Raw genomic sequence first — 16,550 nt, 5'->3', positions numbered from 1 at the left:
GGTCAAGGATGGCCGGTCCGGGTATAGACGTCGACGCGGTATTGCGACACGGGCTCGGGGTATACACCCGCCTCCGCGCTAGCGTAGACGGTCGCTCGTTTGGTGACATTTTTCGACGCCAGAGTAGCGCTGGCTTCCGGAGTTCGAAGTCCACTTTATCTTTCGAACAAGCCTTCGCTGGGCGGCGACTGGCGGGTCCACGATTGACCGCGAGATAACGGCGCGTTGTACGGGACACGTCCCGTACAACGCNCGCCGCCCGCCGGTTTTTCCACACTGGCGCCCGTCGACCAAAATATTTTATATCGCACAAACAATCACATAAGAGCGCCCAGCTTCATCCTCTCCGGCACGCCATATTTCCACCACTCCAGAACAAAGCTGGGCACTATTTCCGCTGCGGCTTCATGACCCTTTTTGGACCTAGGCCCCGTTCGCCATCGCTAGAGGCGGCCATTAAAACAGCCGGATGGCCACACCCAGCCTCTCAAAGAGCTACGCGGCCCATAAGATAGTTGCTAGTACATGTGGTTGGCGCGAGAGTACGCGACATGCATTTGCTTTCAGCTCACTACCGCAGCGAATTTCTGGCGACGCCGCAACTCGTGCGCTTCGATTATGCGGAGGGCAAAGACGCTTGCGAACCTACGCTCCTTATCAAGGGTACCGCGCTAATCCTCAAATACATTATGAGAGGTGTGGCGCTTCAATTTGTTGCGGCGCGCGTCCGCGGCGACAGGCTCCTCTACGGCCTCCTCATTTTCGATGATGCGACCGGGCCGACTTTGATATGGTCAATCATGGAACGTGCGGAAGAGCAGCAAGCCCTTTTTCGCCTAGCCGAGGGCGAAATCTGCCAAGTTTTCCTCTTTAACGAACTCGCCATCAACGTGGCATGGACAACGATACCACTCAACGTCTCTTCAAGCCGCTTAGGCTCGCTGGCGGCATCAGCTGCGTTGGGTAAAATTGACCATGGCGCGATGGGATCGGCGGTAGAACAAGTGATGCTACGGGCGCGAGCAGGTGATGCTGCCGATCCTGAATTGTTGGTCGTTGACATGCCGACCGTGACCGACTGGAGGATCTTCAAGAACACGCTGATTACAAGTCAGGCTTCAGCAAGCCACCTCGATCAGTTTGATCTCGACGAGGGAAGGCAGCAAGAAAAGTTGATTACATGGTTGACTGACAACCTAATGCCTTCAGTAAGCATCGATCAGCCTCAAGTTCGGAAAGGCAAAAAACTTCGCGAACTCACCGACGCTCTTTTGAGTTACCCGCTTGGGACCTTCATCTTCGAGTCGAAGGCGCTCGCGCTGCTCAATCGGCCCACGCTTCCGGATCGGGCCACGCTCGTCAAAAATATCCTTGGCCACATTCACAAGGCAGCCAGTCAGCTAAAAGGGGCCGTTCGCCAGATTAAAGCTGGGGCTGAAATCATGGACGGTGCCGGCAAGGTCTGGCCCGTCGAGATGACACATCCGATCCATGGTGTCATCTTGGTACCTGAACTTGGGCTTCTCCCTGAAAAGTTCGGCGCGGAAATCATGTTGGATTTCATGGAGGCGACCGGCGGTTATATCCACATTCTCGATCCATCAGAATTGCTACGGATCGTTCAAACGACCGAAGAGCTCGTTCGGCGGAGTGAGCGCCAAACTATAACGCCGATGATGGCCTTCGACAGCCGTCTTATCGCGCGCGCTGAGCGCTGCGTTGAAGCCGCCAGTCTCAACGTCGAAATCATCACTCATTTCGTCGATCGGTGAACGAGACGCTGGAGACGAACCACTATTGCTGCTCGCTAGCTGCCGTCTCCCAAGTCGCTGCATATATGTCCGCTTCGGTTATTTTTCGAGCCAAAAGTCACCAGACCGCTTTCGACGTCAAATCGGTTATTCGAACCGCGCGCTATGGTCACGAATAGTCCTGATGAAACTTCATGTTGCAGCGACATTGTCAGAAATCAATAGCGCAAACAATCACATACGAGTGCCCAGCTTCATCCCCCCGTCACGGCACTGCCAGCTACGATATAGTCTAGGTATGAATGCCGTCCCAGAAAGGATTCGAACCGTTGGCCTACTTACTAAAAAACCGTAATCGGCCACGACCGCTGTTTTGAACGCGAAGCCGCTGCAGGTATTGTGCTTCAGCCCGCCGCTCTGCCTCACGATGTTCAGCGATTGCGTGGGCGATTTCCAAGAGGATTGTGTGAGGTGGGAACGATTGTGCCGCGCGATGGGCGGCATCAAGAAATTCGCATCTTTCGAGCTTCGCGATCACAGCTTGACCATCGACGCTTTCCGGCAGAAGGCACCATAAATTGCCTCGCGCCGCTTTGGGGGATCGTGTGTCTGGATCATCGTCGTGGCCGCCGAAGTCGAAAAAAACCGGCTTCGAACATCCAATCCATGACTTTGGAAAATAATCGCTCGGCCAGTGCGTCATGAAGTAGCCAGGTCGACCTGCGCCTCTCAGGTCGTGGCTACCACGATCAAACCTCGAAATGTCGTATTTCAAGCGCGTGCCGTCGACCACCCAGATTAGGTTCTCGTAGAATGCTTCCCGAGCTGTCCGCTCTTGGGTGGAAATCGCGGAGTGCTGGAATTCGATGACGAGGCCGCTTGCATTGCGGACGTCTGCAATATGCTTCTCGCCGGCTGCGCTCCATTGAATAACCTCTCGCCAGTCGGCTGGAAAGCACTCCTTCCACTCGCGATGCCACGCTGTCTCCGGCTCCCACCATGGATCACATTTGCGCTTTCCCTTATGCGACCAGTGCCAGATTTTTATCTCTCCGCATTTCGCAATCATCTCTTGCCCGCACCCGATGCACTTTCCAATGACATTCGGGGTGGGTGGGCAGCGATCTTCATTCACCAATGCAAACTGCACGCTTCGCTCCAAAAGGGTGTGGGCCTTGCACGTGATCCAAACTATCAGGGAAGCATCATTGTGTAAGACGTGCCGGTAAGCAGAAGTTTCCGGGCCGGATGGGACCGCGGCGGCGATAACGGCAGATATGGGTCGTTCGTTGTTTCGCGAGCATATAATGGCGCATTTTCATTTCAATCGGACTGTCAACGCTGTCAGGGTTCAGTGCATTAGGAACGGGTCGAGAGCCATAGCATGTCCATAGAAAGGATCTCCCGAGAAGAATTATTCGCCTTGGTTTGGGAGAAGCCAACCCAAGAGGTGGCCGAGGAGCTTGGCGTTTCGGACGTCGCAATTGGCAAGTTGTGCACCCGCCTCCAGGTTCCCAAACCGCCGCGAGGTTACTGGGCGCGGGTGAAAGTCGGACAGACGCCGAAACGCCCACCGTTGGCAGCGTTCCGGGAAGAAGTTGATCGCAAACGCCGCGCGACCGAGCGTGCGAAAGCGGCTGGACTGCTATCGAAACTACAACTGGAGTTCTATCAAACGGCGCTGCGGGAATTGAGGGCGCGCGGTATCGATCTCGGCGACGCCGAGATGGCTGCTAGCCGGCTGCCCGATCTAAGCCCGGACATTGCCGCTCAAATCCTGCTCCTTATTCAAAGCTCTGGGCACATCTGGATCAAAGAAGGAAAGATAGCTGCCGGATCGAGTCACTCCGTGCAGAGAAGCGCGGCCAATCTCGTGGACAAGCTGCTGCCATTGGCGCGCCCGCAGCTTATGATATTCGAGAGCGATCGCAAGAAGGGCGGCTATGTAGCCAATGGCCCTGCGGTCCTCGTGCGCTTTACAGCGCATCTACAAGAACGTGTCGCCTCGGTTGTTCGAGTGATTAGGGAACAGGAGCTTGTGCACGTCGTCATGCCACTGATGAGCGCGGATCACGCCTGGTCGGCTCACCATGTTTATTCGCCAGAAGCACGCCTTTTCCTGGATAGCACGCTGTGCATCTCCTCAACGGAGATTTGGGTGGAATGCCTGCAGCGAGCTTGGCGAGAGGAGGATCCTCCCGAACGCATTTCCACCAGTCGGCTCAAGCTGCGGGAAATCATGCCGATCGACTATATGGCTCCTCGAGAGATCGTGTTGTCGCCGGCAGTGTCACGAGCCAGCGTTGCTCCCTATCGCGAACGTCTGCAAGGGTTGATCGATGCCGAGCGAGTGTATGAGATGCTTTCCAGCGCCACATATGCGATGGAGCGACAAGTTCCAGGTGAGACGCTCAGGCTTGCGGACCGAATATGGTTCGGAAGAGAGCGCCCTTTTGGAGCCGCCCGCGAAGCCTGGGCGCGTGTCGAAGACGAACTGGCTTCCTGGGAGGCCGACCTTGAAGCGGAACGTTCGGCATTGGCTCAATCCATTCTTGGCGTTTCGCTCGGAGACATCGTGGTCACCGAAACTCGCGGGCGCGCGCTGCGCCTTTGCGTCACGCAAATGACGCTGTACGGAACCGAAAAAGGTGCCACCTTTGTCATGAACGGCACGCGATTTCGCAAAGACGGCACATTTGGCAAGCTGCAAGAAACGTTCAGTTTGCACTTCGAGGACGACACATTGGGGCTGTAGCTCAGGCCATGGACGACCTGCTAGTTACCAGCGTGAAGGCCGTATTTGGCGTAACCAGTGACTCCATCAAAACGAGACTGCTCAGGCGACATCGATTCCCAGGGCTCATATCGAAAGGGCTGTGGCCTGACGCTTCAATTGGTGTCGAACACCTTCCTTCCCTTTGCTGCCCATAGCGCCCGTGCCTGCTCACCTTGTTCGCTCTTGAGCTTGTTCGCCATCCAGAGCAGCGCACCGTAGATCATAGCGCGGTCGTCACCGGTCAGATCCACGATGCCGGCTTTGACGACGAGACCGCCAAGCTCGATGAGATGCCGCGTGCGTTTGCGGCGCTCGATCTGCCATGTCCTCATATCATGCCGCGCCCGTGCCGCTTGATGTCGGTTGCGGGCGGTCTGGTTGTGTTTGAGCGCTGCTCGTATTGCGATCATTTGCAGAAGCAGGTCGCCGTGCTCGCCCCTGGAAAAACATGGCCCCGCGCCTTGCGCACACCTCTCTCCTGCTGGCGTCTTTCGTCTCGGTCATGAGGAGCAGCGCGCCGGCGAGTTCTTCGGCGGTCAGCGCGTCGGCGCCGGTGGCGATCACCAGTTCACCGAGCTGCTGCACCTTGCGGCTCTTGAGCTCCCGTGCCTTGTCTTCGAGGGCTTTCAGTTCAGCATCAAAGTCTCTCGGCTTCCGCATTGGCATCTCCAATCGTTTGTAAATTATCGATGAGGGGATGATAGGTGAGCCCGTGCCGAAAGGCTGCAGGGTCACCGAGACTGGCTGAGACCGGATAGTCGCTCCCGAGATTTTTTCGAGGGAGGGCGCGCTTATACGTCGTTCCGACGTCAGCTCGACTGTGCCACATCCTGATCGGTGGCGATCTATCATCTTCACGTCAAGGTCATCGGCCGCAAGGCCGGCTCCAGCGCGGTGGCTTCTGCTGCCTACCGCTCGGGCTTGAGGCTGCGCGACGAGCGCCTCGACCGCAGCCACGACTTCTCGGCCAAGCGCGGCGTCGTGCATTCCGAGGTGCTGCTGCCCGATGGAGCCCCCGAGGTCTGGAGTGACCGCGAGCGCTTGTGGAACGACGTCGAGGCCTTCGAGATCCGCAGGGATGCCCAGCTTGCCCGCGAGATCGAATTCGCTCTGCCACGCGAGTTGAGCCAAGCGCAGGGCATCGAACTGGCCCGTGATTTCGTGCAGGCCGAGTTCGTCGACCGGGGCATGGTCGCCGATCTCAATGTGCATTGGGATGTCGGCGAGGACGGCATGCTCAAGCCCCATGCCCATGTCATGCTGACCATGCGCCCAGTGGAAGTGAATGGAGACGAGGTCAGCTTCGGCCAGAAGGTGCGGGATTGGAACCGCACCGAACTGGTCGAGCACTGGCGAGAGCGCTGGGCCGAGCTTGCTAACGAGCGCCTGGCCGAACTCGATATCGATGCCCGGATCGATCATCGCAGCCTAGAAGCTCAGGGCATCGCGCTGGAACCGCAAAGCCAGGTCGGCGCGCCGGCGCAGCGCATCGAGCGCGAGGGGATAGAGGATCCGGGTGTCGAGGATCCTGGGAGCGAAGCCGATCGTGCGGCGATGCACCGCGAGATTGCCCGCGGCAATGGTGAGCGGATCATCGCCGATCCCTCCCTCGCCTTGGACGCCATCACCCATCAGCAATCCACCTTCACGCAACGCGACATGGCAATGTTCGCCCATCGCCACAGCGACGGTCTCGACCAGTTCAATGAGGTGATGGGTGCGATGCGCGGCGCCCCTGATCTGATCGAACTCGGCCAGGACGGACACGGCGAGGATCGCTTCACCACCCGATCGATGATCGAAGCCGAGCAGCGCCTGCACCAGGCCGCGAAACTGATGGCGGAGCGGGAGCGGCATGCGGTCGATGATGTTGATCGCGAAGCAGCGCTGGCGCGTGCGGCAGAACGCGGCCTGATCCTGTCGGGCGAGCAGGCCGACGCACTGGCGCATATCACCGATGGACGCGATCTCAGCATCGTGGTCGGCTATGCCGGCACCGGCAAGAGCGCCATGCTGGGCGTGGCACGGCAGGCCTGGGCGGCCGCAGGTTACGAGGTCCGCGGCGTTGCGCTGTCCGGCATCGCGGCGGAAAACCTTGAGAGCGGATCGGGCATCGCCTCGCACACCATCGCCAGCATGGAGCATGGCTGGGGGCAAGGCAGGGACCTGCTCACGTCGCGCGATGTCCTGGTGATCGATGAAGCCGGCATGGTCGGCACACGCCAGCTGGAGCGCGTACTTTCCCATGCCGCCGAAGCCGGCGCGAAAGTCGTGCTGGTCGGCGATCCGCAGCAATTGCAGGCGATCGAGGCTGGCGCGGCATTTCGCTCACTCCATGATCGTCATGGTGGCGCCGAGATCGGCGAGATACGCCGCCAGCGGGAAGACTGGCAGCGTGAGGCCACGCGCGATCTGGCGACCGGCTGGGTCGGCGGAGCCATCCACGCCTATAGCGCTCATGATAGGGTGCATGCGGCTGAGACGCGGGAGCAGGCCCGCGACGATCTGATCGAGCGCTGGGATCGTGATCGGCAGGCCTCCCCCGATGCCAGCCGGATCATCCTCACCCACACCAATGCCGAAGTGCGCAACCTCAACGAGGCGGCACGCGAACGCATGCATGCCGCCGGCGATCTCGGCGCTGATGTGCAGCTCACGGTCGAGCGCGGCGAGCGCAGCTTTTCCAGCGGCGACCGCATCATGTTCCTGCGCAATGAACGCAGCCTCGCCGTGAAGAACGGCACGCTCGGCACCATCGTCGAGGTGAGCCCGCAATCCATGTCGGTACGCACCGACGATGGCCGATCCGTTGCCTTCGATCTCAAGGACTATGACCGTATCGACCATGGCTATGCGGCGACCATCCACAAGGCCCAGGGCATGACGGTGGACCATACCCACGTGCTGGCAACACCAGGCCTGGATGCCCATGGCAGCTATGTTGCCCTGTCACGACACCGTGACGGCATGGAACTGCATTACGGTCGCGACGACTTCGCCGATCGGGACCGGCTGGTCCGAACCCTGTCGCGCAATCGCTCCAAGGACATGGCGTCGGACTACGAGCTACGAGATCCGGCGCAGGCGTATGCCGAGCGGCGCGGCATCAGCTTCCGCGAGCGCGTCGCCGAGATCGTGCGAAAAGTCGTGCCGGAGAAATTACGCGATCGGATCGACCAACTGCTCGACGGGTTCCGCTCGCCCCCTGATGGTACGCCCAGCAGAGAACCAGGGCAGGGGCCGGAACCGGAAAGGGAAAGAGCCGGGACGGAGGTACGGCGCGAACCTGCAGCACCCGAGAAGGACGCTGTCGAAGATCCCGAGGAGGCACTGCGCAAAATCCGCACGCGGGCTCTGGTCCGCCATGCCCGTGCAGTAAGTGCCATTTTTGCCGAGCAGCAAATTGGCGACAAGGCCAGCCCAGAGCAGTGGCAAGAGCTGAAGGATGCGCGCGATGCCTTCGAGAAGGTGCGGCCCAATGGCTGGCGCGATGCCGAGGCGGCCTACCTCAAGGACACGGGTCTTGCGCGCGAGGCGGCCGGCGGCCGGCTCGGCCGCGCCATTCGCGCCCTTCAGCTCGAGACGGAGATCCGCACCGATCCGAACCGTGCCGCCGACCGCTTCGTGGAACGCTGGCAGAAACTCCATCGGGCGAGCCAGCTCCAATATCAGGCCGGCGACTTCTCTCACTATAACGCGACGCGCTCAGCCATGGGCGATATGGCCAAGAGCCTGGAGCGTGATCCGCAATTGGAATCCCTTCTTGCCAACCGCAAGCGGGAGCTCGGTATCGATGTCGGGTTCGACTCAGGCCGCCGCCTCGGTGTGGAGCTCGCCTTCAGTCATGGCCTCGGCAGGGGGCGGGGACTGGATATCGGAATGTGACCCATCCGATATGCCGCCAGCTCCTCGCCACGGCACGACGAAGCGGAAAACGCTCTTGCGCGCCAATGGCTGCTTGTCCTGTCTGGTCCCAGCAACAGTCAGGAACAGCCAGCAAGAGGCAGCCTGTCATGCGCGAGCCAGAACGCATCATTCGCATGAAAACCGTGCAGTCGCGAACCGGGCTGTCCCGGTCTACGATCTACCGCAAGATCGCCGAGGGGACCTTTCCGCCCCGGATCAAGATCAGCATCACCGGGGCGGGCTGGCATGAATCCGAAATCAGTCGCTGGGTTGCCGATCCCGTGAGATGGCGCCCAAAAGAGGACGGCGACGAATGCCGATAACCAGGCGGGAGGCTGTTGCAAACGCCGGCGACGCGATACGATCGCGGGTGCCGCTATATTCGGAGGGACAGCTACAACATAAGCGCAGCGACATGCTGCTGTGACGGGGCGAGCGATGAATGAAAAGCTGCACCAGACCATCACTCTCAACGTGAACCCCTACCTCTCCGAGCGAGAATGGGCAAAGGTGTGAGAAGTCTATTGTAGCATGGATGGTTGGATAGACGCTGCCGAACGCCCGTCATGGTACGGCGCAGACGATGCAGATCGGTACATAACCGTGTTAGCCGAGCCGAGTGGACTTCTCTTTGACGCGCATATCGAGCCGAAGCTGTGGACGGGTTGGCTGACCTTGATATGTGCCAGACTGACCCTCGCATTGGGCATAGCCGTGCATGATGCCGAGATATAGGGAAAGTCGGGAATTTACTCGGCAAGCCGACATGAGAGCAATCGACATGGGACATTTTCCGCAGGTCAGACGGCCACACGGCAAATCATGCTGTTGAGCCGACGCACCTTGCTCGCAATGGGAGCGACTGGAATAAGTAGCCTGCTTTATTCGCAGGCAGTTGGTGCAGGAGCAGAAAGAGCCATGAGGCGCGTCTTACCCGACTGGGTTATTCCGGACGATCTGGAAGCGATTGTCACCAAGCAGGAAGAATGGATCAGCGATCGTTGGGCACCGATCCGCCTCGTGGTTATGGGCGCGACAATCTATCATGGGCGCCCCATTCCCTTGTCATGGCAAATCGAATTCTCCCCCTATGGTCCGGAATTCGACGATGCGAACCGCCGCGTTGCGAAGAGCACGGGAAACAAGCCTGATTCCTATGCCTGGAGCGAGCTCGTTTTGAAGACGCTGCAAGAAAGGGCCCCCGAGTTCGTGGGACAAACGCATCTTGAGGACACTGAACTGGCGACGTGCGTCATCTGGGTTGAATCGGAAGCCGCCTGCAAAGTGTTGATGGAGCTCGTTTGGGAGTTGATCTACCGATAGCCGGTCGCGCAATTCCTAAAGCCTGATACGTCGCAGGTGTTCGTCGCATAGACTGTCGCATGTTTCGGGATTTTTGCGAATAATGGAAAGCAGGTTTGATGCGGTATCTTTCGGCAGACCACATTTCTAACGCGCTAAAACGGGGCAGCTCTGTAGAGCAGTTCCTCGGGCACAGTCCTAATAATCCTGACTATATTCGCCACATCGAGCTACGGCCCTCCAATGGCTCTGTTGAGTTATGGGTTTATGACGCCGAGGATATAGGTAGCGAGGACTGGCTGGACCTTTACGATTTCCCATGCCTCGACCCAGACGGACCGGAAACGCCTACTGCCACCTTTCAAGATGCTCACTCCGCCATCGTTTTCGCCAGCGAAGGGCTCCTTGCTGACGTGAGCCGGTGGACTAATCAGTTCATCAGTCAAGATGAATATCTTGACTATATTCGCGCAGGCCGGCCCCTTCGATGGCCCGTGCCCGCCTGAAATCAAATACAGGCATGGGAAGTGTCGCGGAAATCCTGAAGCCTTCTTCGCGAGCTGGAGCGCGTCTTGTTTAAGTTGGTTCATAGTCTGCCGCCGCGCACAGACGACCGCAGCAAGGGTAGGAGCACTCTGCTACGCGCGATCAGAACTTGTAGTTGACACCGAGGCGCACCAATTGCCCAGTCACGTTCTGGGAATACCGCTGAGAAAATGGTGGGTTGGCGGGGGAAGGGAGGGCGATACTCGTCACCTTACCAAGGTCAAAATAGAGATACTCGGCCTTGATCGTCCAGGCGTCCGTTACGGCATATTCGAGGCCACCGCCAAGCGTCCAGCCTGCTTTGGTCGTGCTGGTGGAACTTCCGTAGTGGGTAACCGGGAACTGTTCGCTGTGTGCGACGTCAACTTTGCCGTAAGCCAAACCGCCAGTGACGTAGGGTAGGAAGCGATCGAACGCGTATCCGACACGTGTACGGACGGTTCCAAACCACTTGATGGAGGACGACTGACGATACGTGAATGGGTCGAAGTATCCGGTCGGGGACCGCGCCGTGGATTTATCTTTCATGTCGGAATAGTTGAAGTCCGCCTCGATGCCGACAACAAAATGGCCAATCTGATGATTGTATCCAACTTGAGCGCCACCAACAAAGCCGTCTACTGACAGGTCTTTTTTGCCGAGCGCTACTGGATAGTAATCATCCCAAGCTGGGCCGCCGAGGCCGTCTAGGGTAGCATCATCGTTATTCCACCCATACCCGGCATTGGCGCCCACATAAAAACCCGTCCAGCTGAACGGAGCTGCTACCGATGCAACCGGCTCAACAGCAGCCGGGGCGAGATCGGCTGCCATAGCTGCGCCTGACAGGCACACAAGAGCAGAAGAGGCGAGGAGAAGCTTGCGCATGGGCACAGTCCAAATGAGTATGCGACTATCAATAACTTCAAATCCCCAGAAAGTATGTTGCTGATCGGCAACATTTAAAAAATGTTGTCCGTACGATAACTCGAACACAAGAATATTGTGAGTGCGGGAACTGGCTCGAAGAAACCGCCGACGACATATTCAGCTACTATTCTGGCTCCTGCTATTGTGGCGAGTGGGGCATTTGGCCTGGACTCGACGACGGGCCGGTGCCTGCTCCGGCCAACGATAATGGCCGAGACATTATGAAGGCGCTCAAATTAGCGATCCGGTTTTGATCGGCATAGTGCTCAGGTTCAGCGGGTATGGCGGAAACATATTCCGCCGCTCATGCCACCTAAGTGCCCGTAATCATCGAGTGCCGCTTCACCAAGATCAACCATCCGTGGACCAAAGAGCAGGTCGAGCGAATGAACCGCACCATCAAGGAGGCCACTGTCAAACGCTACCACTACGACAGTCACGACCAGTTCAAACACCACCTCGACATGTTGATCGCCGAAATGCCGGAACTCGGTCGTATGACCGCAGGCCAGGCCGCAGCCATGACCGGCCTGGCACCGGTGCCATACGACAGTGGAACAATGCGGGGCCGGAGGATGATTGTCGGAGGACGGCGGGCGCTGCGACATGTTCTGTTCCAGGCTGCGCTCGCCGCCGCATGCCACAACGCGGTGCTGAGGCCACTCGCCAAACGTCTAAAGGAACGTGGAAAGCCCCATAAGCTCGTCATCGTCGCAATTGCACGCAAGCTGGTCACAATCGCAAACGCCATCCTTAAAACGGCGACCCCATGGCGCTTAAACCCAGCTACCTAGACACAGTTGCTAGAGCCTCAATAGCCCAGCATGGCGTAGCAGCACAGGACGAAGCCGCCAGCGGCACCCGCCAGGCTGGTGTAGCCGATGATTTTGTCGCGGGGCTTGAGCCGCAGTTTGTTCAAGTGCTCGGCACTGCCTTCCGCCCCTGCAACATTATAGCCGACCAGGCTGGCAGCCTTCCGTGTGGCGTGATGATCCGTTCCAGTCTTGCGCAGAAACCAGCCGAACAGGGCACTGGTAAGCAGCTTTTGAAGGCTGCGGGCGATCGTGCCGATCACGCTGAGCTTGAGGACAATGCCGCAGATAAACATGAGGCAAAAGCCCGCAGCGAAGAGCCAGATGTTCATAAGGGTCTCGACAGGTCCGAAGTAATTCCGCTCGACAATCTGGAGGAGCCGCCGACGAGACTCAAGTCGCGTTTTGATTAGCGCGGCGCGACATTCCCCGATAGCCGAAACGGAGGATTGTCCCCCGCACTCAGTGAGAACTCCCGGCCTGTCTCGCCCCTCCTATCAACAGTTGGAAAACCGCGGGCACCTCTCCCAGATCTGGATTGGCATCAAAGGAAGCCGGGCATGGATCCGAGATCGGCCGTCGGATCACGGATCCATTGACGTGGTCGCCCAAAGGCGAGAGCGGTGAATTCCGGCGAAGACGAAAGGCGCTGCGGCAAGCTATGCCTCAGAAGCAGCACGGCGAGCGTGAGAAGTCTCACGGTCGCTACCGGGCATGAGGACATTCGGCTCCATGGTCTCAGCGATACGGATCAGATCACGGAGCGCCGAGCGGATCTGCGGCTGGGGGAACTCGGTGTCATCCTCCCAAATTGAACCCTCATGAAAGATCATATCGAGCTTGCCCGCGACGCCGGCGAGTGAGGTGGCCGGTGTGGCGGTCAGGGCATCGACGAGTTCCTGCTCCCGCTCGCCCGCTTCCACCTCCGCTTGCTTCGTAGCTGAATAGCCGATCTGCTCATCGATCGCATCCCAGCGCGCCTGATGCTCGGCCAACTCCGCCTTGGCTTTCGTACACAGGTCAGCCATCTCAGGGGCTGAGCCACAAACGGCCTCGATGTCCTCCGGCGAGAAAAATTCCAGTGCCTCGCTGCTCCCCGGCATGCGAAGTGTAGTCCGGGGGAAGCCGATTTCTCGGACGAGCTTCGTCTCGAGGTGCTGCTGCTTATGGCAGAGCGCTTCGGTCCTGAGCGCTACGGTTTTCCACGACTGCCACGCCAGCAGCGCTGGGTCAGGGTTGTCGTGACCAGTCTGCGGTTCGGCTGTCTGCGCCCTGGCCTGAAATGGCCAAGCCAGCGTGGTCAAGGTCGTGCCAATCAGCAGGCGTCGCCGGGTGACGAAAGACAAAGTCGTGCTATGGTCGGAATCAGCCATGATCCGAGCTCCTTGCAGCTTGGTTGTGGTCAGGCCGTATCGAGTGTTCGCCCACTTGATGCGGCCGCTTTCTAAAAACGAAAGGATTGTCTGTTTTTAGAAAGCTATTGTCAACGTTTTCCGAAAAAGCTTGCGATTTTCGAGAGTTATTACCAGTTTGCGGGATGGATTCTGCGCAGTGTCGCGCCGCACGGGCGCTGTTGAAATGGACACAAGAGGAACTCGCTGCCCGCTCTGGCGCGAGTGCCGTTACCATTCGCAATTTTGAAAACGACCGCTCCGTTCCCCAAACGGGAACTCGATACCTTCTCCAAAAAACACTCGAGCATGCCGGCATCGAGTTCATTCCCGAGAATGGCGGCGGTGTCGGCGTGCGCTTGAAGAAACGTTCATCCGCTGAATGAAAAGTCTGCCAAGCGCATTTGTTTTGGTGCGCCTGAGGCTTGCGGCCAGCCCCCTTTGCTACCCAGGGACGAAATTAGCCGCCAGGCACAGCTTTGCCTTTGGAAGAACAGGCGGATCGACAATACCGGTTGGAGTCGGGCAGTACGGCCAGCACCCGCAAGCCCCCTTCTGCCTCAAAGCGTGCCGGATCACGCAACAGCCCGGCATGGTAGGCCATGAACCATCTCGCGACATCCTGATCATAGAGCCGGGCAATCATCGCTTCGATCCTGGAGGTGACATCCGTCAGTGCCTCGCTTAAGTCTCGGCTACGAAAGCTCGCACTGCCGCGCAGCACTTTGTGGTCACGTCTGGCGCGGCCTGCGGCCCCTTGCAAGCCACCATCGCTCACCAGCAGGGCGAGATAGTGATAGCCCTGAGGTAACACGCTGACCCGGAGGCGCCTGGGACGCATGGCATCGAAACGTGCCTCGATCGCCGCCAGCCGCGCCTCGACTTTCTCCGCATCCTGCTTGAATGGGATCTCCTCCACCGGTGCCTCGGCAAGGCGCGTCAAGCGGTCGGCGAAACTGCGCTGCGCCTGAACTCTGCCATAGTAATCTTGTGTCAGGAAGGCCACCGGGTATTGCGCCAGCCAAGTTTCACGCTCAGCCATCGCCAGATCCCGGGCTCGTTCCTCGCCATATTTGTTCACGGAGAAACTTTTGCGCCGGGTGCCGTGCTTCAGCTCCAGCGTGGCACGCCAGGCAAACCCGCTATGGCCCATGCGCACACGTGCCACCCCCGCCATGCCGCTGGTGTTGTTCTTGTGCAGCCGCGCGCTGCGTTCCAGATTGGTCGCCGGCGGCAGAACCGCGATCACGGCATCCCGATAGGCCCGGGCCTGCGCCCGCGCTGCTTCGCTCGAACCATAGACCGCGTCGGCGAACCGACGCAGCACTGTGCGCCCTTGCCGCGTCATCATCACCACGAAGGTACCCGTCTTCTGTTCGCGATAGAGGCCGTAGGTCTCGGCCCCGTCAGGCACGGTGTCATCGCCGGGGCCAATCAGCAAAAACGGCTGTGTCATACGCATGGGATGCAAGACTGACATGCTGGCTTGTCTAGAGTAAAGGCCGTGGTGTGGCACGATGCTCGGACCACGAATGAACCCCAAGAAACAGCGTCGTGCTCCTGGTTCGAGCTAAGCGTGGGGGATGACGTAGCCCATGACTTCACCGAAGCGTAAACTGTACTAGTGCGATTGCGAGAATAAGAGCGCGGCATTTGCGGTATGATTTTGCAGTTGATCTTCAGTGTCGTCACGATACCTTTAATGACGTAAGGTTAGTTCGGCAAGAACGGCAGGAATGAGGCCATGGAACTATTGGACGCAGCGAGTGCTGGCTACATTCAGGCAGGCCGAATCCTGCGCATCGAAACGCCGCTGGGCGCCGATGTGCTTCTGCCCGAGCACATGGAAATGCGCGAGGCCATCAACGACCTGTTTACCCTCACCATCGCGGTGCGCTCCAAGAAGACCGACATCAAGCCGGACGAAATCGTCGGCAAGCTCGTCGACGTGTCTCTCGAACTGGGCCAGGGCGAGCGCCGCACCTGGAATGGGCTGGTGGTGCGCCTGGGCGAAGGCTCGGCGGTCACGAGAGGGCTGCGCGCTTACACCCTCGAACTGCGTCCCCAGCATTGGTTGCTGAGCCAGCGTTCGGACTGCCGGATCTGGCAGGACAAGACCTCGCTGGACGTCGCCCGCACGTTGCTCTCCGAGCACAAGCTGCAGGCGCCGGTGACCTCAGGCGTCATCCCCGAACCCAAGCCCCAGCATTATTCGGTGCAATATAACGAGACGGATCAGGCCTATCTGATCCGACGCCTGGAAGAGGACGGGCTTTTTTACTGGTTTGTCCACACCGGCGGCGAGGCCGGTTCTGTATCCGCCAGGCATGTCATGCATATTGCCTCGCATGGCTCTGGCTATGTCACCGGTTCTGAGCCCGATGTGCGCTATGCCCTCGGCTCTACGGACAGAAATCATCTCACCAAGCTGGAGCGCAGCTTCCACTATATTCCCGGCAAGCGCTCGGCGGGGGACTGGAACTTCCTCACGCCCTCGACCACACCGGCTGGCCAGACGCCCAGCCTCATCTCGCTGCCGGGCAACGAGGCCTATGAGCTCTATGAATACCCGATGGTCGGCGGCTACGGCTCCGACAGCGCCTCCGAGGGCATCGCCAATGACCGGGTGGAGCGCCAGTCCAAGCTGAGGATGCAGGCGGCCGAGGCCGATTACGAGCGCATCGAGGGCGCCTCCACCATTCGTACTCTTGCGCCCGGTCAGCGCTTCAAGCCCTATGACGTCGCCAATCCCGGCAACAGCTTCGAGGAGCATATCACCTTCCAGATCATCCATACGGCTCGCGACCGCTCCTACGAGACGAATGAGGGCGAGCCGGACTATTCCAACCGTTTCATCGCCCTGCCGAGCCGGGTGCCGGCGACGCCCCACCGCTCGACCCAGCGCCCGCGCATCGACGGTACCGACATCGCCATCATCGCCGGCCCGCCGGGCGAGGAGATCCACACTGACAAGTACGGACGGGTGAAAGTGTGGTTCCCCTGGGACCGCCGCGCCAAGAAGGACGGCACCGACACCTGCTGGTGCCGAGTGGCACAGAACTGGGGAGGCGGCAATTGGGGCGGCCAGATCATCCCGCGCGTGGGTATGGAAGCGATCGTTTCCTATCTCGGCGGCGACCCCGACCGGCCGATCATC

Annotated in this window: 15 protein-coding genes and 1 pseudogene; 9 read left to right on the top strand and 7 right to left on the bottom strand. The window is 59.2% G+C overall.

Annotated elements, in window-relative coordinates; all coding sequences use genetic code 11:
- Positions 1–551: 551 nt before the first annotated feature.
- On the top strand, positions 552–1,772 hold the full coding sequence (locus tag ACTJKX_RS27270) for a hypothetical protein (RefSeq protein ID WP_440727138.1): 1,221 nt from the start codon (positions 552–554) through the stop codon (positions 1,770–1,772).
- A gap of 313 nt (positions 1,773–2,085) precedes the next feature.
- On the opposite strand, the gene ACTJKX_RS27265 is transcribed toward ACTJKX_RS27270, so the two are convergent.
- Entirely contained in the window at positions 2,086–2,901 is an 816-nt protein-coding gene (locus tag ACTJKX_RS27265) for a competence protein CoiA (RefSeq protein WP_440727137.1), read from the bottom strand.
- Positions 2,902–3,135: 234 nt separating this feature from the next.
- On the opposite strand from ACTJKX_RS27265, the gene ACTJKX_RS27260 reads away from it, so the two are divergent.
- Entirely contained in the window at positions 3,136–4,506 is a 1,371-nt protein-coding gene (locus tag ACTJKX_RS27260; protein ID WP_440727136.1) for a hypothetical protein, read from the top strand.
- Between the two features lie 134 nt (positions 4,507–4,640).
- Here the strand turns inward: ACTJKX_RS27260 and ACTJKX_RS27255 are convergent, their stop codons facing one another.
- Entirely contained in the window at positions 4,641–4,859 is a 219-nt protein-coding gene (locus tag ACTJKX_RS27255) for a conjugal transfer protein TraD (protein WP_440727135.1), read from the bottom strand.
- A gap of 1 nt (position 4,860) precedes the next feature.
- A complete protein-coding gene (locus ACTJKX_RS27250) occupies positions 4,861–5,187 on the bottom strand; it encodes a conjugal transfer protein TraD (RefSeq protein WP_440727134.1) in 327 nt (108 codons plus the stop codon).
- Between the two features lie 177 nt (positions 5,188–5,364).
- Here ACTJKX_RS27250 and traA point away from each other — a divergent pair, with 177 nt between their 5' ends.
- From traA to ACTJKX_RS27235, 3 genes are all read left to right on the top strand, one after another.
- A complete protein-coding gene (gene traA / locus ACTJKX_RS27245) occupies positions 5,365–8,412 on the top strand; it encodes a Ti-type conjugative transfer relaxase TraA (protein WP_440727133.1) in 3,048 nt (1,015 codons plus the stop codon).
- 128 nt (positions 8,413–8,540) lie between these two features.
- Positions 8,541–8,756, top strand: coding sequence for a helix-turn-helix transcriptional regulator (locus ACTJKX_RS27240; RefSeq protein ID WP_440727132.1), 216 nt, complete (start codon positions 8,541–8,543; stop codon positions 8,754–8,756).
- A gap of 595 nt (positions 8,757–9,351) precedes the next feature.
- Positions 9,352–9,756: a hypothetical protein gene (locus ACTJKX_RS27235; protein WP_440727131.1), complete on the top strand. Its 405-nt coding sequence runs from the start codon at positions 9,352–9,354 to the stop codon at positions 9,754–9,756.
- A gap of 627 nt (positions 9,757–10,383) precedes the next feature.
- Here ACTJKX_RS27235 and ACTJKX_RS27230 read toward each other — a convergent pair.
- Positions 10,384–11,148 (bottom strand): outer membrane protein, encoded by a 765-nt coding sequence (locus tag ACTJKX_RS27230; protein WP_440727130.1) that lies wholly within the window; start codon positions 11,146–11,148, stop codon positions 10,384–10,386.
- 371 nt (positions 11,149–11,519) lie between these two features.
- Between ACTJKX_RS27230 and ACTJKX_RS27225 the strand changes: the two are divergent.
- Both ACTJKX_RS27225 and ACTJKX_RS27220 read left to right on the top strand, forming a co-directional pair.
- Positions 11,520–11,652 (top strand): annotated as a pseudogene (locus tag ACTJKX_RS27225) (IS481 family transposase); the annotation flags it as partial.
- Between the two features lie 2 nt (positions 11,653–11,654).
- A complete protein-coding gene (locus ACTJKX_RS27220; RefSeq protein WP_440727204.1) occupies positions 11,655–11,984 on the top strand; it encodes a transposase in 330 nt (109 codons plus the stop codon).
- Between the two features lie 17 nt (positions 11,985–12,001).
- Here the strand turns inward: ACTJKX_RS27220 and ACTJKX_RS27215 are convergent, their stop codons facing one another.
- Both ACTJKX_RS27215 and ACTJKX_RS27210 read right to left on the bottom strand, forming a co-directional pair.
- Complete coding sequence (locus ACTJKX_RS27215; protein ID WP_440727129.1) at positions 12,002–12,334, bottom strand: hypothetical protein; 333 nt, start codon at positions 12,332–12,334, stop codon at positions 12,002–12,004.
- A gap of 327 nt (positions 12,335–12,661) precedes the next feature.
- Positions 12,662–13,375 (bottom strand): hypothetical protein, encoded by a 714-nt coding sequence (locus ACTJKX_RS27210; RefSeq protein ID WP_440727128.1) that lies wholly within the window; start codon positions 13,373–13,375, stop codon positions 12,662–12,664.
- 107 nt (positions 13,376–13,482) lie between these two features.
- On the opposite strand from ACTJKX_RS27210, the gene ACTJKX_RS27205 reads away from it, so the two are divergent.
- Positions 13,483–13,779 (top strand): helix-turn-helix domain-containing protein, encoded by a 297-nt coding sequence (locus ACTJKX_RS27205; RefSeq protein ID WP_440727127.1) that lies wholly within the window; start codon positions 13,483–13,485, stop codon positions 13,777–13,779.
- Between the two features lie 74 nt (positions 13,780–13,853).
- On the opposite strand, the gene ACTJKX_RS27200 is transcribed toward ACTJKX_RS27205, so the two are convergent.
- The gene (locus tag ACTJKX_RS27200) at positions 13,854–14,873 is read right to left on the bottom strand and encodes a hypothetical protein (RefSeq protein ID WP_440727126.1); all 1,020 of its coding nucleotides are present in this window, start codon (positions 14,871–14,873) and stop codon (positions 13,854–13,856) included.
- Positions 14,874–15,137: 264 nt separating this feature from the next.
- On the opposite strand from ACTJKX_RS27200, the gene tssI reads away from it, so the two are divergent.
- A partial coding sequence (gene tssI / locus ACTJKX_RS27195; RefSeq protein ID WP_440727125.1) for a type VI secretion system tip protein TssI/VgrG occupies positions 15,138–16,550 on the top strand: 1,413 nt, incomplete at its 3' end.

Source organism: Labrys sp. 22185 (assembly GCF_052045555.1).
In the GTDB taxonomy this organism is placed as follows: domain Bacteria; phylum Pseudomonadota; class Alphaproteobacteria; order Rhizobiales; family Labraceae; genus Labrys; species Labrys neptuniae.
The sequence above is the reverse complement of the archived record's forward strand: the minus strand, read 5'-3'. Positions and strand labels throughout refer to the sequence as shown.

Excerpts from the sequence above, each read along its gene's own strand:
- ACTJKX_RS27270 (WP_440727138.1), top strand. The coding sequence starts at position 552 with ATGCATTTGCTTTCAGCTCACTACCGCAGCGAATTTCTGGCGACGCCG.
- ACTJKX_RS27260 (WP_440727136.1), top strand. The coding sequence starts at position 3,136 with ATGTCCATAGAAAGGATCTCCCGAGAAGAATTATTCGCCTTGGTTTGG.
- ACTJKX_RS27255 (WP_440727135.1), bottom strand. The coding sequence starts at position 4,859 with ATGAGGACATGGCAGATCGAGCGCCGCAAACGCACGCGGCATCTCATC.
- ACTJKX_RS27250 (WP_440727134.1), bottom strand. The coding sequence starts at position 5,187 with ATGCGGAAGCCGAGAGACTTTGATGCTGAACTGAAAGCCCTCGAAGAC.
- ACTJKX_RS27240 (WP_440727132.1), top strand. The coding sequence starts at position 8,541 with ATGCGCGAGCCAGAACGCATCATTCGCATGAAAACCGTGCAGTCGCGA.
- ACTJKX_RS27235 (WP_440727131.1), top strand. The coding sequence starts at position 9,352 with ATGAGGCGCGTCTTACCCGACTGGGTTATTCCGGACGATCTGGAAGCG.
- ACTJKX_RS27230 (WP_440727130.1), bottom strand. The coding sequence starts at position 11,148 with ATGCGCAAGCTTCTCCTCGCCTCTTCTGCTCTTGTGTGCCTGTCAGGC.
- ACTJKX_RS27220 (WP_440727204.1), top strand. The coding sequence starts at position 11,655 with ATGTTGATCGCCGAAATGCCGGAACTCGGTCGTATGACCGCAGGCCAG.
- ACTJKX_RS27215 (WP_440727129.1), bottom strand. The coding sequence starts at position 12,334 with ATGAACATCTGGCTCTTCGCTGCGGGCTTTTGCCTCATGTTTATCTGC.
- ACTJKX_RS27210 (WP_440727128.1), bottom strand. The coding sequence starts at position 13,375 with ATGGCTGATTCCGACCATAGCACGACTTTGTCTTTCGTCACCCGGCGA.
- ACTJKX_RS27200 (WP_440727126.1), bottom strand. The coding sequence starts at position 14,873 with ATGTCAGTCTTGCATCCCATGCGTATGACACAGCCGTTTTTGCTGATT.